Genomic DNA, 15,014 nt, shown 5'->3' with positions numbered 1-15,014 from the left:
CGATGCCGTTACATGACGGAAGTGCCACTGTCGGATTCCCCCGCCGTCACCGAGCGCTCGCCACGGCGGGACCAAGGCCACGATGCCGCCGTCGCTCGCTTCTGAAGAGGCGAGGCCGCCCACAACCGGGGACGAAGAAGCAGTGGATCGCTGGGCCGCCGTCGGCGCCTCGGATACGCTTATGTGGTAAATGCCCCGTATGGATCACCCGAGAGGCCGTTACCCGACGACGCTGACGCGTCGGCAGAGTTCGCTCAAATCGCCCGGAATACTACGGCCCGAACAGGTCCCTGTGCCCCCGGGGTTAGGTCGCTGTGGTGGACACACACGAGTCGACAAGTGATGTGCCGGATCTGCCCCTGCCTACGGTTGGGCATGCGGGGCAACTGCGCGACCTGCTGTGGAGGGCCGATACGCAAGGGCGCATCGTGGAATGGTCGCGCGCCGCACAGGACCTGCTCGGCTACCTGCCGGGCCAGCTGCTGGGCCGGAACGGATTCCGGATTTTGGTCCCTGCGCCGGACCGGGAGCGTGCCGACCTACTGACGCGGAGAGTCCAGGCGGGCCAGGCCGTGCTCGAAACGCTGCGGGTACGGCACCGCGACGGGCATCTCGTACCGGTGGAGATGTGGATTTGTCCCGCCGAGGACCACCAGGGCAAAACGGGCACTTTGACCATCGCCGTGGAGACGTCCGGCGTCCGGGCCATGCGGGATTCGCTGACGGTGCTGGAATCCCTTTTCACCCAGTCGCCGATCGGACTGGCCACGCTCGGCCCCGACCTGCGTTTTCTGCGGGTCAACGACGCGCTGGCGCGGATGAACGGAGTCCCCGCGGCCGAGCACATCGGCAAGCGGCTGGCCGAAGTGGCGCCGGGGGTCAACGCCGCGATGCTGGAAGAGGTGATGAGGCAGGTCCTGGAGCGCGGTGAGGCGGTGGTCGACGTCCGCCGCACCGGTCGTACCCCTGCCGATCCGGATCACGACCGGACCTGGTCGTGCTCGTATGCACCGCTGGTCGGCAGCACCGGGCAGCGGCTGGGACTGATTGCTTCCCTGATCGACATCACCGAGGGGCAGCAGGCGCAGGCCGAGGCCGACCGGGCGCGGCAGCGCTTCGCCCTGCTGGCGGATGCCGGCTCCCGTATAGGGACCACATTGGACCTGCGGCAGACCGCGGAAGAAGTGGTGCACGTACTGGTGCCCCGGCTGGCTGACTCGGCCGACGTGCAGCTGCTGGAAGCAGTACTGGAACCGGACGAGGCCGCCGGGTCCACCCACGGCGTGGTACGTCGGCTGGCGGCCGCGTTTCCCGAACCGTCGGCCCCCACCGCGCTGCTCCAGGTGGGCGAGACGTTCCAGGTTCCGATCGGCTCGGTGTACGAGCGGGTGATCATCGACGGGCGTCCGATGAACCTCTACCAGGCCGACATCCCGGCGCTGATCACCGATCCGAGCGCCGAGCCTCTGCGCGCGTACCTCAGTACCCGTCTGGGCTCGGCACGACTGGTCCCGCTGGTCGCCAGGGGCAAGGTGCTCGGCGCCGTGGTGGTGACGCGTGTCCGCAGTCGCGAGCGGTTCGACGACCAGGACTGCGTCCTCGTCGACGAGCTGGTCGCCCGAGCGGCACTCAACATCGACAACGCCCTCATGTACACGAGCCAGCGCGCCGCGGCCCTCACCCTGCAGCGCAGCCTGACGAACAGCACGCTCCCGCAAGTGACCGGCCTTGAACTCACCGGGCGCTACCTCCCCGCCAGCGACCACGAGGTCGGCGGCGACTGGTTCGACGTCATCACCCTGCCGCACGGCAGGACCGGCCTGGTCATCGGTGACGTCATGGGGCACGGAATCCACGCCGCGGCCGTCATGGGACAACTGCGCACAGCGGTACGGACGCTGGCACGCCACGAGATTCCACCGGCTGAGATGCTCATGTCCCTGGATGCCGCCGTGGCCGACCTTGGCGAGAACGAAATGGCCACCTGCATCTACGCGGTCCACGACCCGGATGCCGGCGGCTGCCTGATCGCCAGGGCCGGACATCCACCGCCGGCGATGGTCGACGCCCGGGGAACGCTCGCGTTCCTCGACGGTTCCACAGGTACGCCGCTGGGGGCGGGCGGAAGGACCTTCCAGACCGAGTGGGTCCCTCTGCCCGTCGGCGGACTGCTGGTGCTGTACACCGACGGCCTCATCGAGGCCCGCGACAGAGACCTGGACCAGGGCATGCGGGAGCTCGCCGAGGCGCTGCGGGATCTCGACCATCCGCTGGAGGAGATCTGCGGGCACATCCTGCGCCGTGTGCTGCCGTCCACTGTCCGGGATGACGTGGCGGTGCTTCTCGCCAGAACGGTCCTGGGAACACGGTGAACAGCCGCCCCGAACGGCCCCACTCGCGCCGCGCCAGCCGGAGGCGGAAGGTGGATAGCGATGGAGATACCGGTGACGACGTTCAGCGAAGGGCAGGAAGACCCTTTGGCGGTGCAGCGCGCTGCCTCAGTGGTGTTGGACGACGGGGGCAGGATCGTCGGCTGGAGCGAGCGGGCTCAGGCGTTGCTGGGCTACCCGTCCGAGGAAGCCCTCGGGCGGTCGACCATCGGTTTCCTCGTCGACCCGAGCGACTACCACGTGGTCATGGAAGCAGCGGCGGCATGCCTCCGCGACCAGGGGTGGTTCGGGCTCGTGCCCGTACGGCACCGCGACGGCCGACGCATGGAGTTCGGGTGCTGGTCCCGGCCGATCATCAAGGGCGACTCCTCCCGGGAATGGTTTCTCCTCGGCGCACCCGCCGAGGAGGTTGTCCGGTGGAACACCGACCGGTCGGTCCTGGAGGGGTTGTTCCGCCGCTCCCCGATCGGTCTGTCGGTCCACGCCCCGGATCTGAGCATCCTGCGAGTGAACCGGGCGATATCACGATTCAGTCAGATACCGCCCGAGCAGCATCGCGGCCTCCGCACCAGCGACTTCCTGATCCAGCACGACACCGACACGGTGGAGAGGCAACTGCGGGAGGTACTGGAGACGGGCCAGTCCTCGATCTTCACCGAGCAGCCCTGCCGCCTGAGGAGGGAGCCCAGCCGTGAACTGATCGTGTCGATCTCGGCGTTCCGTCTACAGGACCCCTCTGGGCGGATCCTCGGGGTGACACAGACGGTCGAGGATGTGACGGATCGCTATCGGGCCCGTCGTCGGCTCGCCCTCCTCAATGAGGCCGGTGCCCGCATCGGGACCACGCTCGATGTGGCCAGGACCGCACGTGAACTGGCCGATGTGGCTGCCCCTGACCTCGCCGACTGCGTCTCCGTGGACCTCCTGGAGCCGGTGATCCACGGCGAGGAACCCGGGCAGCAGACGCTGGGCACCCTGCGCAGGACGGCAGTCCGCAGCCCCCTGCCGTCCGACGCGGACGTGATGTATCCCGTGGGCCACACCATCGACGTCCCGCCGGACAGCGTCCAGGCGCGGTGCCTGGCCGAGCGGCGACCCATCCTGGAAGCGCAGCTGCAAAGGTCCTCCGCCTGGCTCGACCTGGACCCGGAGCGGGCCGAGCGCGCCCTCAGCTTGGGCACCCATTCGCTCATGGTGGTTCCGCTGGTCGCGCGGGGCCTGGTGCTCGGCCTGCTCAGTCTGTGGCGCTGGCGGCAGCTCGATCCGTTCGAAGAAGACGACCTCAGGGTCGCCGAGGAGTTCGCCTCCCGGGCCGCCGTCTGCATCGACAACGCACGCCGCTACACCCAGCAGTACCAAGCGGCGCTCACCCTGCAGCACAGCCTGCTGCCGCACGAGGTTCCGAGGCACCTGGCGGTCGAGGTCGCCCACCGCTATCTGCCGGCCGACGCCGCGTCAGGCGTCGGGGGTGACTGGTTCGACGTCATCCCGCTTTCGGGGCTCCGCGTGGCCCTCGTCGTCGGCGACGTGGTCGGCCACGGCATCCACGCGGCGGCAACCATGGGCCGGCTGCGCACCGCCGTACACACCCTGGCCAACCTCGACCTCACGCCGGACGAGGTCCTCGCTCACCTCGACGATCTCGTGGACCGCCTGGCCGAGGAGCAGGAGCCGACCAGCGAGCAATCCCCCCAAATAGTGGGCGCTACCTGCCTGTACGCCGTCTACGACCCGGTCTCACAGCGCTGCGCGCTGGCCCGCGCCGGCCACCCGCCGCCCGCCGTGGTGAGTCCGGCCGGACAGGTCCACCTGCCTGACATACCGGCAGGACCGCCGCTGGGTCTGGGCGGACTGCCGTTCGAGGCCGCCGAGCTGACGCTGCCCGAAGGCAGCCTGCTGACCCTCTACACCGACGGCCTCATCCATGCCCGCAAGCGGGACGTCGAAGAGAGCCTGGCAGATCTGTGCGGGGCCTTGACCGCACCCGCCCTCTCCTTGGAGGAGACATGCGAGGCGGTGGAGGGCGCACTGCTGCGCGACCGCGCCACCGACGAGGTCGCCGACGACGTGGCGCTGCTCATCGCCCGTACCCGCGTCCTGGCGGCGGCGAACGTCGTCACGTGGGAACTGCCCGTGCAGGCCACGGCCGCTGCAGGCGCCCGGGCGCTGACGGCATCCCAACTGGCCGAGTGGGAACTGGAGGAGATGGCCTTCACCACCGAGTTGATCGTCAGCGAGTTGGTCACCAACGCCTACCGGTACGGCGGCGGGCCGATCACCCTGCGTTTCATCCGTGATCACCACCACCTCATCTGCGAAGTGTCCGACACCAGCAGTACCTCCCCGCACCTCCGTAGAGCCCGCACCACCGATGAGGGCGGCCGCGGCCTCTTCCTGGTGGCCCAGCTCACCGAGCGGTGGGGCACCCGGTACACGCGCGAGGGCAAGACCATCTGGACCGAGCAACTGTTGTCCTCCGGGTCGGCGCGGTGAGAGGGGCAACGCCAGCTCACCGTAGGCTTTCCCTCCGCTCTGCTCCTCCGCACCCGGCGATGTCCTCCGGCCCGACTGGAAGGGAACGCCGAAGGTGACCAGGGCGGCCGGCCCCGGCGTGAGGTGCGCCACCTCGTCGTTCTGCCGCAGCACGATCCGCCCGTTGATCGGCAGCAGGAGGCCGTAGTCCTCTTCCGGGGCCTGCCGTACCTGCTGGGCGGTCCGGCTGTATTCGATCTCGTCCGCCTCGAACCTGACGAGCTGGTAGTTGCGACTGCGCTGGCGGACCGTCGCGCCGCAAGCAGGTGCTTCTTGAAATGCCTCGCGGAGCCCCCACCGCCTGGTCGTCGTCCGCCGGGGCCGCCGGCGGCGTCGCTACTGGGGTGGTGTCGGCCGTGGCGGCGTCGGGCTCTGCTGCGGGGGCCGGCGGGGGTGAGGCTCCTCGCGGTCTGCGGCCGGGGTCGGCTCGGTGGTGTGGACGGGTCGGCCGGGGTGTTGCTCCAGGCTTCGGTCAGAAAGTCGGCAGGCGGCGATTCGGGGCGGCAGGCTTCTGCAGCTGGGTCGGGGCGGGCTGGGCGGGGACGGCCGAGTGCTTCTTGCCAGTTCACCGGTCCGGTGGTGGCCCTACTCACGGGCTTCAGCGTCGGCGCAGGCCCCTGGCTAGTGCTGACCGCGTAGGTTCGCCGGGTTGACGGTCGTGACGGTCGGATGTGCGGTGACGTCTATTCGACCGGTGGAGGCGCGGTGGCTGAGCCTGTCCGTGTACGCAGACTGACCGACCAGGAGGGGCAGAAGCTGCAGCAGATCGTGCGCCGGGGCAGCACCAGCTCGGTGCGCTTCCGGCGGGCGATGATGCTGCTGGCCTCGGCGGGCGGGAACCGGGTGCCGGTGATCGCCCAGCTGGTGCAGGCCGACGAGGACACCGTGCGCGATGTGATCCACCGGTTCAACGAGATCGGCCTGGCCTGTCTGGACCCTCGATGGGCGGGAGGCCGTCCCCGCCTGCTCAGCCCTGACGACGAGGACTTCGTCATCAAGACGGCCACCACCCGCCCGACCAGACTCGGCCAGCCTTTCACCCGCTGGTCGATCCGCAAACTCGCCGCCTACCTGCGCCGCGTGCACGGACGCGTCATCCGCATCGGCCGGGAGACCTTACGGTGCCTGCTCCTGCGCCGCGGCATCACCTTCCAGCCACCAAGACCTGGAAGGAGTAGCCCGACCCCGTCCGCGACGCGAAGCTCGACCGCATCGAGCAGGTGCTGGACCGCTTCCCGGACCGGGTTTTCGCCTTCGACGAGTTCGGGCCGTTGGGGATCCGGCCCACCGCGGGCTCCCCGCTGGGCGAAGCAGGGCAAGCCCGACCGCCTGCCGGCGACCTACCGCCGCACCCACGGCGGGGGAGGGGACTGTGAGTGCCCGACGCGGACCAGGCCTGGCGCCAGGCTGTTTGCCTGGGTCATGCCCGCAGATCTTCCGTCACGGGCAGGCACTCGGCGAGCAGGTCGACGACGTCGCGCCAGGCTCGCTGCGCGTGCCGTGGGTGGTAGCCGACGCCGGGGACCGTGGGATGGTCGACCGGCGGGTGGTGGAAGGCGTGCAAGGCGCCGCCGTAGACCGCGAGGCGCCAGTCGACGCCTGCGGCCTGCATCTCAGCGGTGAAGGCGTTCCGTTGCGCGGGCGGCATGATCGGGTCTTCCGACCCGACCCCGGCCCATACAGGGCAGCGAATACGCGCCGCCTCGCCCGGTCGGCCCGTGGTCAGTGCGTTGACTGTCCCGATCGCGCGCAGGTTGACGCTGTCGCGCCCGAGTTCCAGCCCGACGGCGCCCCCGGTGCCGTAGCCGACGGCGGCGATCCGATCGGGGTCGGCCCGCGATTCGCTGCGCAACACGTCGAGCGCTGCATGGCCGATGCTCCGCATCCGGTCGGGATCAGCGAGCAGTGGCAGGCAACGGTCCAGCATCTCCTCGGGGTCGCTCAAATAGCGCCCGCCGTGAAGGTCGAAGGCCAGCGCTACGTATCCCAGCTCGGCGAGAGCATCGGCCCGGCGGCGCTCGACGTCGCTGAGCCCCATGCCCTCTGGTCCGAGCAGCACCGCGGGCCGGCGGTCGACACCGGCCGGGAGCGCGAGGTGCCCGATCATCGTCAGACCGTCGGCCGGATACTCGACCGTACGCGTCGTAATCGTCGTCATGAGACTGGACTGCAGTGATCGTCGAGCCCGGTCCGGCCGGTGTTCTCCCGCTGGCAGAACAGTGCGCGTGTCCTCTGAAATACGGGGGCCGAGCGCTCAGGGCTTCAAGATCATCTCGTTGCCCCTCTGGCGCGTACCTCGGTCACACCCCTCCAACCGTTCCAACCGCCAACCCGGCGAACCATCGCGGTCAGAGCACTAGCAACACCACATCCCGGGAATCACACCCTCGGGCCATAACGAACGGGTCAAGTCACCAGTTGTCCCAGACGCCGCTGAGGTTGACTCACGCCTGATCGCGTAGAGCGACCCCACAAGCGTCGCTCACGCCGCCGGAAGACGAGTGCACCCCACAAGGCTGCCTTCGTACGCCGCAGCCGTCGTGTGCACAAGTTCTTCAGTCGTGGACCAGAGGGAAACAACAGTGAGTCAGATCATCCGTCGGATCGGTGTACCTCCCAGTGCTCGAGGGAGCGCGGGCGGGGGCAACTGCCCTGACATCTTCGAATTGGCCGACGGGAACTTCGCGGTAATCGGCACGGACGTCACGCAGAAGCTCGACGAGGAGCTCCCTCCCGACGCATCACGAGCCGACTACGAGCGAATCGTTGTCATCACCCGGGAGACGCTCATTCGGGCCAAGGCGGACATCCCGGAAGCCTGAGCACCTGGGAGTCCCTTCGACACCGGCAACGCGACTGACGAACGGCTCGTCCCAAACCGCATGTCCAGACGCGCCGGACTGGTTCTCCTCCACCCTTTCTCCGCAACGAAGGGATCCGGATGCCCATCCGTCTCGGGCGCAAGTCGGCCTGCCGACTACCCGCCACACGCCTCCGTATAAAGCAACGCATCGGCGTCCCCCCTCAGTCGAGGGGGAGCACCGGTGGCGCACACTGCCCGGACATCTTCGAACTCCGTGACGGCCGCTTCGCAGTCATCGGCACAGAACGCACGGCGGAGATCCGAAGGGCGCACCCAGGAATGCGCGCACTGGCCCCGTCCGAGATCGTCGTGGTCGTGGACCGGTGCACCCTGGCCTCCGCCAAGGTCGACATTCCCGATAACTGAGGAAAAAATGCCCGCCCGGAACTCCTGGGCGGGCATGCGCCGTCCTCATGCCGCCGTCAGTGGCACTGTTTCTCCATCTGAGCCTCGGGAAGGATTCGCCGGACTCGAGGGGGGCATGGATGGCGACACACCGCCAGATAGGGCGCTCACTGCTCACGATGTGTGTATGGGGTGCCGCCACGATCGCCGGGACCGCCCTCGTGGGTGCCGCGTCCATAGTGGTGAGCGGCTGGCTCGTCAGTGGCGTGGAGGAAGCCAATGGAGACAGACGCACAGCGTTGGAGCGCAGCTCCATGGGTGACTATTTCGGCGGGGTGAGTGCCGTCTTCTCGGGGATGGCGCTGCTCCTGCTCGTGGCGACCCTCCTCCTGCAGCAGCGCGAGATACGGATGCAGCGCCACGAACTCGCCCTGCAGCGTGAGGAACTTGCTTCCTCCCGTGACGAATTGCACCGGAGCGCGGAGTCCGACCTACGCGCCCTGCACATCGAACTGACGCAGATGGCAATGGACGATCCCGCCTTGGCCGAAGTCTGGAACGACTTTCCGGGAGTGTCCCGGCAGACGCTCCGTCAGAACCTCTTCGCCAACCTGACGTTCAGTCACTACCTGCTGGTCTACAGGTGGGGAGGCATCACAGAGGAGGAGTTGCTCGCACGGGCGGGAACCCTGTTTCAGAGCCCGGCCTTCGCTCGCTACTGGGAAGCCTCTCGCAGTGCCAAGGACGTTCTGCCGCCCGACAGCGACGAAGGGCGGCTGTTCAGGATCTTCGAACGGGCGATCCGTGAGAGGCGGCAGCGAGGCACGCCTCCCCCCGCGTAAGCGAGGCTCCGTCACCCCCTGGGAACCGCCACCGGGGCTCCCGGCCCCACATACCGGGCAACCGGCCTGATGATCTTCGAGTCCGCCGCCTGTTCCAAGATGTTGGCGCTCCAGCCCACCACCCGCGCAGCCGCGAACGTCGGCGTGAACATCTCGCGCGGCAGGCCGCACAGCTCCATGACCACACCCGCGTAGAACTCGACGTTGGTGTGGAGTTCCCGGCCCGGCTTCAGCTCGGCGAGGATCCGCTCGACGTGGCGCTCGACCTCGACGGCGAAGTCGACGCGCTGACCGCCGAACCGCTGGGCGACCTCACGGAGCATCCGGGAACGCGGGTCCTCCGTGCGGTAGATCGCGTGGCCGAAGCCCATGATGCGGTCACCGGCAAGGACCCGTTCGCGAATCCAGGAGTCGATGCGGTCGGGAGTGCCGATCGCGTCCAACGTGTCCAGCGCACGACTGGGCGCACCTCCGTGCAGCGGACCGGACAACGCCCCCACAGCCCCCACGAGACACGCTGCCACGTCGGCACCGGTCGACGCGATGACCCGGGCCGTGAAGGTTGACGCATTGAATCCGTGATCAATGGTTGAAATCAAGTACTGCTCGACGGCCCGGGCCGACTCCGGCTCCGGCTCCGAACCCGTCAGCATGTAGAGGTAGTTCGCCGCATAGGACAGGTCCTCACGGGGCTCCACGGGATCAAGCCCGGCCCCCATCCGGTGCAGCGCGGTGAGCAGCGTCGGTACGGCCGCCGCCGCGACAACGGTGTCCTGGCGACGCCGGTCCGCAGCGAGGTCGTACACCGGACGGAAACCCTTCGCCGCACCGAGCAGCGACAGCGCGGTGCGCATCCCGGCGAGCGGACCGGAGCCCGCGCCGGCCGCGGCGATGGCGGGCAGTGCAGCCCGCACCCGGTCGGGCAGTCGCCGCAGTGCGGCGGTCTCGGCGGCGAAGGCGGCCCCCCGCTCGGCCTCCGGCAGTTCGCCGTGGACCAGCAGATGCCAGACGTCCTCGAAGCTGCGGGTCTGCGCGAGTTCGACCGCCGAGTACTGGCGGTAGTGATAGAAGCCCTCGCGCCCCCGCACGTCCCCCACCTCGGTGTCGGTGACCACGACGCCCGCGAGTCCTCGCGGTACGTCGACCAGAGTGCCTGCGGACCTGTTGACGGACATGATTCCTCCCTCGACTTGATTTGACTGTCCATGATTGACTGATTTCCTGTCAACGTTGATTGAATCAATATAAGTGAAATCAACACGCGATCAACAGACCGGCTGCGGATACGGTGATCTCTTATGCGCGATCAAGAACCCCTCCCAGGCCCCGCCGGACAGCGGCTGAGCACCAAGGAGGCCGCCGAGCTGCTGGGCGTGAAGCCCGAGACCGTGTACGCCTACGTGAGTCGCGGCCAGCTCACCAGCCGTCGCGTCCCCGGCGGCCGGGGCAGCACCTTCGACGCCAAGGAGGTGGCGGCGCTCGCCCGGCGCAACAGCCGCGAAGGCGGCGGAAGTTCGAGTTCCGGAGGCGAGCTGTCCGTACGGACAAGCCTCACGTTGATCGACACTGATCGCTACTACTTCCGGGGCGTCGACGCGACCGAACTGGCCGCCCGGCACTCCTACGAAGAGGTCGCCGAGTGGCTGTGGACCGGGCGGATGCGGCCCGGCGTCACCTTCACGGCTTCCGAGGCCGCCGTCGCCGTGGCCCGCCGTGCCGTGGACGCACTGCCCGAACACGCCGCTCCCACCGACCGGTTGCGGGTCGCGGCGATCGCCGCCTCCACCGCCGATCCGCTGCGCTTCGACCTCTCCGAGGAGGCCGTGCTCGGCACCGCGCGCGTCCTCATCCCCACGATGGTGGCCGCCCTGCCGCCGATCGTGCACGACCCGGGCGACGGCGGCCCGCTCGCCCACCGCCTGTGGACGCGACTCAGCGGCCGTCACGCCGACGAGGCCGGTCTGCGCGCCCTCGACACCGCGCTCGCGCTGCTCGTCGACCACGACCTCGCCGCATCGACTCTCGCCGTGCGTGTCGCGGCGTCGGCCCGCGCGCACGCCTATGCGGCCGTCTCCGCCGGGCTCGGCGTGATCGAGGGCCCTCTGCACGGCGCGGCCAGCGGGCTTGCCCACCGGCTGCTGCTCGACGTGCTCGACCAGGGCAGCGCGGCCCCCGTGATCGCGGACGAACTGCGGGCCGGCCGAAGCATCCCGGGGCTCGGCCATCGTCTCTACCCGGGCGAGGACCCACGCGCGCGTGCCCTGTTCGCCCTCCTGGAGCAGATCCCCAAGGCCGAGTCCGCCCTCGCCGCCGCCCAGGACATCGTGGCCACCACCGCGCGTCACGCTCCCCTTCACGCCAACATCGACCTGGCGCTCGCCGTTCTCACCGCCTCCTCGGGCATGCCCGCCACGGCGGGCGAGACGATCTTCGCGGTGGCCCGTACGGCGGGCTGGATCGCCCACGCCCTGGAGGAGTACGGGGAACGCCCCCTGCGCATGCGCCCGAGCGGCCACTACGTCGGTCCGAGGCCGCCGCAGCCCCTCCCGGAGTAGGACACCCGCCCGCCCGGAAGTCGCCTGCCTCAAGTCAGGTTAGGCTCACCTCTGTGAGTACGTGCTCAACCGTCTCCCAGGAGCTCGACGAGCCCATCTCCGGGACCGCGGCGACAGCGAGGACCTGGCTGCTTCTGGAGCAGCCCGGCCCCTGGGGTGCCAGGGCGCTCACTTCGAGCCACCTGGACCCCGCGCTGGGCCGCGCCCTGGAGGCGGCCACCAACGGTACGGACGTACGCGTCGCACTGATCCGCCGCCCTGGACGCCACGCCGACAGCGGCACCCCCACCGCGCGTCACGTGTATGCCGCGCACACCCTGCCCGGGAACGCGTGGCTGCGCTCCGCCACGACCTGCGATCCGCGCCGGCTGCTCGACCTCGACTTCGCCGCGCTCGGCAGGGGCGACCACAGCTCCTTCGACGCGGCGCTCGACGGGCGGCCCCACACCGGCGATCCGCTTGCACTCGTCTGCACCAACGGCAAGCGTGACCGCTGCTGCGCGCTCCTGGGCCGCCCGCTCGCCGCCGAGCTGGCCGCGTCCGGCCTCAAGGGCGCCTGGGAGGTCACCCATCTGGGTGGTCACCGCTTCTCGCCGACGCTCCTCGTCCTGCCGTACGGATACGCCTACGGCCGGGCCGAGGCCCATGCCGTCAAGGAGATCCTGCACAGCGTCCAGGAAGGACGGATCGTCGTGGCGGGGTGCCGCGGGAACTCGGCCTGGGAGCGGCCCGGCCAAGCGGCCGAGCTGGCCGTGCGCACGGCCGGCGGGGAGGATGCGGCGGACGCCCTCGCCGTCGTCCGCACGGAGGGCGAAGCGCCGCGCTGGGAGGTGACCGTCGCGCACACCGACGGACGCCGCTGGCGTGTCGTCGTGGCCCAGGACGCGTCGCTGCCGCCCCGCGCGGAGAGCTGCGGGGCGTCGGTGCTCGGCTCGCCCGCGCGGATGGACGTGGTGGCGGTGCACGAGCTGACGGGGACAACGGCACACGCGAGCTGAGGGCGCACGCGTCGTCCTGGCCGAGTCCCCTTCCGACAACACGCGTCGTCCAGGCATCTCACATATTGATCAAGTAATCCACGCCACACCCCCTGCGGCAGTTGAGGCACACCCACGTACCTTCATGGGTATGAGCCGCACTTCCCCCGCCCGCCGCCTGCGCCTCGGCCTGCCGAGGCGCGTGTTCTCGCAGGTGCTGCTGATGCAGCTGGCGATCGCCGCGGGAGTCGCGGTGCTCGCGACCGGCCTGTTCCTCGCCCCCCTCAGCGACCAGCTGGACGACCAGGCGATGCGCCGGGCGCTCGCGATCGCCCAGACCACCGCCGCCGAGCCGCGGATCGCGGACGAGGTCAAGAACACGCCTCCGACGGCCGACGGACCGGTCCAGAAGGCGGCGGAGCGGATCCGCGAGAGGACCAGGGCCGAGTACGTCGTGGTGATGGACTGGCGGGGCGTGCGCTGGTCGCACCCCACCCCCGACCAGGTCGGCAGGACCGTCTCCACCGACCCCGGCCAGGCTCTCGCCGGCAAGGAGGTCATGGAGATCGACAGTGGCACTCTGGGCCGCTCCGCCCGCGGCAAGGTGCCGCTGCGCGACAGCGACGGCGACATCGTCGGCGCGGTCTCGGTCGGCATCGCGTACGACAGCGTGCGGGCGCGGCTGATCCACGCGATCCCTGGCCTGTTCGCGTACGCCGGCGGCGCCCTGGCCGTCGGTGCGCTGGCCGCCTGGCTCATCTCGCGCCGGGTCCATCGGCAGACCCACGACCTGGCCTTCTCAGACATCTCAGGGCTGCTCGCGGAACGCGAGGCCATGCTGCACGGCATCCGGGAGGGCGTCGTCGCCCTGGACCGCGCCGGCCGCGTCCGCCTGATCAACGACGAGGCGCAGCGGCTGCTCGGCATCGGGGAGGAGTCCGTCGGCCGCTCCCCCGACGAGGCGCTCGGCGCGGGCCGTACGGCCGACGTCCTCGCGGGCCGGGTGACCGGCACCGACCTGCTCACCGTGCGCGGCCAGCGCGTGCTGGTCGCCAACCGCATGCCCACCGACGACGGCGGCGCCGTCGCCACCCTGCGCGACCGCACCGAGCTGGAGCAGCTCGGCCGGGAACTCGACTCCACGCAGGGGCTCATCGACGCCCTGCGCGCCCAGGACCACGAGCATGCCAACCGCATGCACACACTCCTGGGACTGCTCGAACTGGAGATGTACGACGACGCCGTGGAGTTTGTCGGCGAGGTCGTCGGCGACCACCGTGCCACCGCCGAACAGGTCACCGAGAAGATCCAGGACCCCCTGCTCGCCGCCCTGCTGGTGGGCAAGGCGACCGTCGCGGCCGAGCGCGGGGTCGCCCTGTGGGTCTCGGACCGGACCCGGTTGCCGGACCGGCTGGTCGACCCCGGTGGGCTGGTCACGATCCTCGGCAACCTGGTCGACAACGCGCTGGACGCCGCCGCGGGCACGCCGCACGCGCGCGTGGAGGTCGAATTGCGCGTGGAGGGGCGTACCGCCGTCCTCAGGGTGCGGGACACCGGCCCCGGAGTCCCGGTGGAGAACCGCGAGCTGGTCTTCACGGAGGGCTGGTCCACCAAGAAGCCGCCGGCCCACCGCAACCGTGGCATCGGGCTCTCCCTGGTGCGCAGGCTCACCGAGCGCCAAGGCGGCACCGCCACTGTCGGCGAGGCGAGCGGCGGGGGTGCGGAGTTCACGATCGTCCTGCCCGACGCCCTGGCCGATCCGGAACCGGCCCTCACCGCGCCGCAAGCCCCGCAGTCCGCCACCGAGGAGGAATCACGATGATCGAGGTCCTGGTCGTGGACGACGACATCCGGGTCGCGCGGGTCAACGCCGCCTACGTGGAGAAAGTGCCGGGCTTCCACGTGGCCGGCGAGGCGCACAGCGCGGCGGAGGCGCTGCACCAGTTGGAGGCGCTGCCCCACGTGGACCTGATCCTCCTGGACCACTACCTGCCCGACGAGACGGGCCTCACGGTCGTCCAGGAGATGCGCCGACGCGGCCACCAGAGCGACGTGATCATGGTGACGGCGGCGCGGGACGTCTCGACCGTGCAGGCCGCGATGCGGCAGGGCGCGCTGCAGTACCTGGTCAAGCCGTTCGCCTTCGCGGGCCTGCGGGCCAAACTGGAGGCGTACGCGCAGCTGCGCCGCACCCTCGACGGCGGTGGCGAGGCGGAACAGGCCGAGGTGGACCGCATCTTCGGCGCCCTGTCCACACCGTCGGAGCCCGGACTGCCCAAGGGCCACTCACCCACCACCGCGGAACTGGTCCGCCGCTCCCTCATGAACGCGGAAGGCCCCCTGTCCGCCCAGGAGATCGCCGAACGCACCGGAGTGAGCCGCCAGACCGCCCAGCGCTATCTGAAGCTCCTGGAGCGCACGGGACGGGCCAGACTCACCCTCAAGTACGGCGACGCGGGCCGCCCGGAACACCGTTACGTGTGGGCGACCCGCGCCTGAGGACACGGCCG

The 15,014-nt window shown here is 70.0% G+C and carries 10 protein-coding genes and 1 pseudogene; 9 read left to right on the top strand and 2 right to left on the bottom strand.

What is annotated here, in order from left to right; genetic code table 11:
- The first annotated feature begins 314 nt into the window (after window positions 1–314).
- The 3 genes and pseudogenes from KUM49_RS15375 to KUM49_RS15365 form a co-directional block, all read left to right on the top strand.
- Window positions 315–2,372, top strand: coding sequence for a SpoIIE family protein phosphatase (locus KUM49_RS15375; protein WP_308406629.1), 2,058 nt, complete (start codon window positions 315–317; stop codon window positions 2,370–2,372).
- A gap of 60 nt (window positions 2,373–2,432) precedes the next feature.
- Complete coding sequence (locus KUM49_RS15370; protein ID WP_217237399.1) at window positions 2,433–4,883, top strand: SpoIIE family protein phosphatase; 2,451 nt, start codon at window positions 2,433–2,435, stop codon at window positions 4,881–4,883.
- A gap of 744 nt (window positions 4,884–5,627) precedes the next feature.
- A pseudogene (locus tag KUM49_RS15365) lies at window positions 5,628–6,281 on the top strand (helix-turn-helix domain-containing protein); the annotation flags it as partial.
- A 61-nt stretch (window positions 6,282–6,342) separates the two neighbouring features.
- Here the strand turns inward: KUM49_RS15365 and KUM49_RS15360 are convergent.
- Window positions 6,343–7,080: a dienelactone hydrolase family protein gene (locus KUM49_RS15360; protein WP_217237398.1), complete on the bottom strand. Its 738-nt coding sequence runs from the start codon at window positions 7,078–7,080 to the stop codon at window positions 6,343–6,345.
- Window positions 7,081–7,504: 424 nt separating this feature from the next.
- Between KUM49_RS15360 and KUM49_RS15355 the strand changes: the two genes are divergently transcribed.
- On the top strand, window positions 7,505–7,744 hold the full coding sequence (locus KUM49_RS15355; protein WP_217237397.1) for a hypothetical protein: 240 nt from the start codon (window positions 7,505–7,507) through the stop codon (window positions 7,742–7,744).
- 700 nt (window positions 7,745–8,444) lie between these two features.
- Entirely contained in the window at window positions 8,445–8,972 is a 528-nt protein-coding gene (locus KUM49_RS15350; protein ID WP_217237396.1) for a DUF6082 family protein, read from the top strand.
- A gap of 11 nt (window positions 8,973–8,983) precedes the next feature.
- Here the strand turns inward: KUM49_RS15350 and KUM49_RS15345 are convergent, their stop codons facing one another.
- A complete protein-coding gene (locus KUM49_RS15345; protein ID WP_217237395.1) occupies window positions 8,984–10,147 on the bottom strand; it encodes a citrate synthase/methylcitrate synthase in 1,164 nt (387 codons plus the stop codon).
- A gap of 123 nt (window positions 10,148–10,270) precedes the next feature.
- Here KUM49_RS15345 and KUM49_RS15340 point away from each other — a divergent pair, with 123 nt between their 5' ends.
- The 4 genes from KUM49_RS15340 to KUM49_RS15325 all read left to right on the top strand — a co-directional run bounded on the left by KUM49_RS15340 (window position 10,271) and on the right by KUM49_RS15325 (window position 15,003).
- Window positions 10,271–11,527, top strand: coding sequence for a citrate synthase (locus tag KUM49_RS15340; RefSeq protein ID WP_217237394.1), 1,257 nt, complete (start codon window positions 10,271–10,273; stop codon window positions 11,525–11,527).
- Between the two features lie 53 nt (window positions 11,528–11,580).
- Window positions 11,581–12,525: a sucrase ferredoxin gene (locus tag KUM49_RS15335; RefSeq protein ID WP_217237393.1), complete on the top strand. Its 945-nt coding sequence runs from the start codon at window positions 11,581–11,583 to the stop codon at window positions 12,523–12,525.
- A 130-nt stretch (window positions 12,526–12,655) separates the two neighbouring features.
- Window positions 12,656–14,326: a sensor histidine kinase gene (locus KUM49_RS15330; RefSeq protein ID WP_217237392.1), complete on the top strand. Its 1,671-nt coding sequence runs from the start codon at window positions 12,656–12,658 to the stop codon at window positions 14,324–14,326.
- Window positions 14,323–15,003 (top strand): response regulator, encoded by a 681-nt coding sequence (locus tag KUM49_RS15325; RefSeq protein ID WP_217237391.1) that lies wholly within the window; start codon window positions 14,323–14,325, stop codon window positions 15,001–15,003. The genes KUM49_RS15330 and KUM49_RS15325 overlap by 4 nt, the downstream gene beginning before the upstream one ends.
- The last annotated feature ends 11 nt before the right edge of the window (window positions 15,004–15,014 follow it).

It is taken from the genome of Streptomyces sp. AC555_RSS877 (assembly GCF_019049245.1).
In the GTDB taxonomy this organism is placed as follows: domain Bacteria; phylum Actinomycetota; class Actinomycetes; order Streptomycetales; family Streptomycetaceae; genus Streptomyces.
The sequence above is the reverse complement of the archived record's forward strand: the minus strand, read 5'-3'. Positions and strand labels throughout refer to the sequence as shown.

Excerpts from the sequence above, each read along its gene's own strand:
- KUM49_RS15370 (WP_217237399.1), top strand. The coding sequence starts at position 2,433 with ATGGAGATACCGGTGACGACGTTCAGCGAAGGGCAGGAAGACCCTTTG.
- KUM49_RS15330 (WP_217237392.1), top strand. The coding sequence starts at position 12,656 with ATGAGCCGCACTTCCCCCGCCCGCCGCCTGCGCCTCGGCCTGCCGAGG.
- KUM49_RS15345 (WP_217237395.1), bottom strand. The coding sequence starts at position 10,147 with ATGTCCGTCAACAGGTCCGCAGGCACTCTGGTCGACGTACCGCGAGGA.
- KUM49_RS15350 (WP_217237396.1), top strand. The coding sequence starts at position 8,445 with ATGGGTGACTATTTCGGCGGGGTGAGTGCCGTCTTCTCGGGGATGGCG.
- KUM49_RS15325 (WP_217237391.1), top strand. The coding sequence starts at position 14,323 with ATGATCGAGGTCCTGGTCGTGGACGACGACATCCGGGTCGCGCGGGTC.
- KUM49_RS15340 (WP_217237394.1), top strand. The coding sequence starts at position 10,271 with ATGCGCGATCAAGAACCCCTCCCAGGCCCCGCCGGACAGCGGCTGAGC.
- KUM49_RS15360 (WP_217237398.1), bottom strand. The coding sequence starts at position 7,080 with ATGACGACGATTACGACGCGTACGGTCGAGTATCCGGCCGACGGTCTG.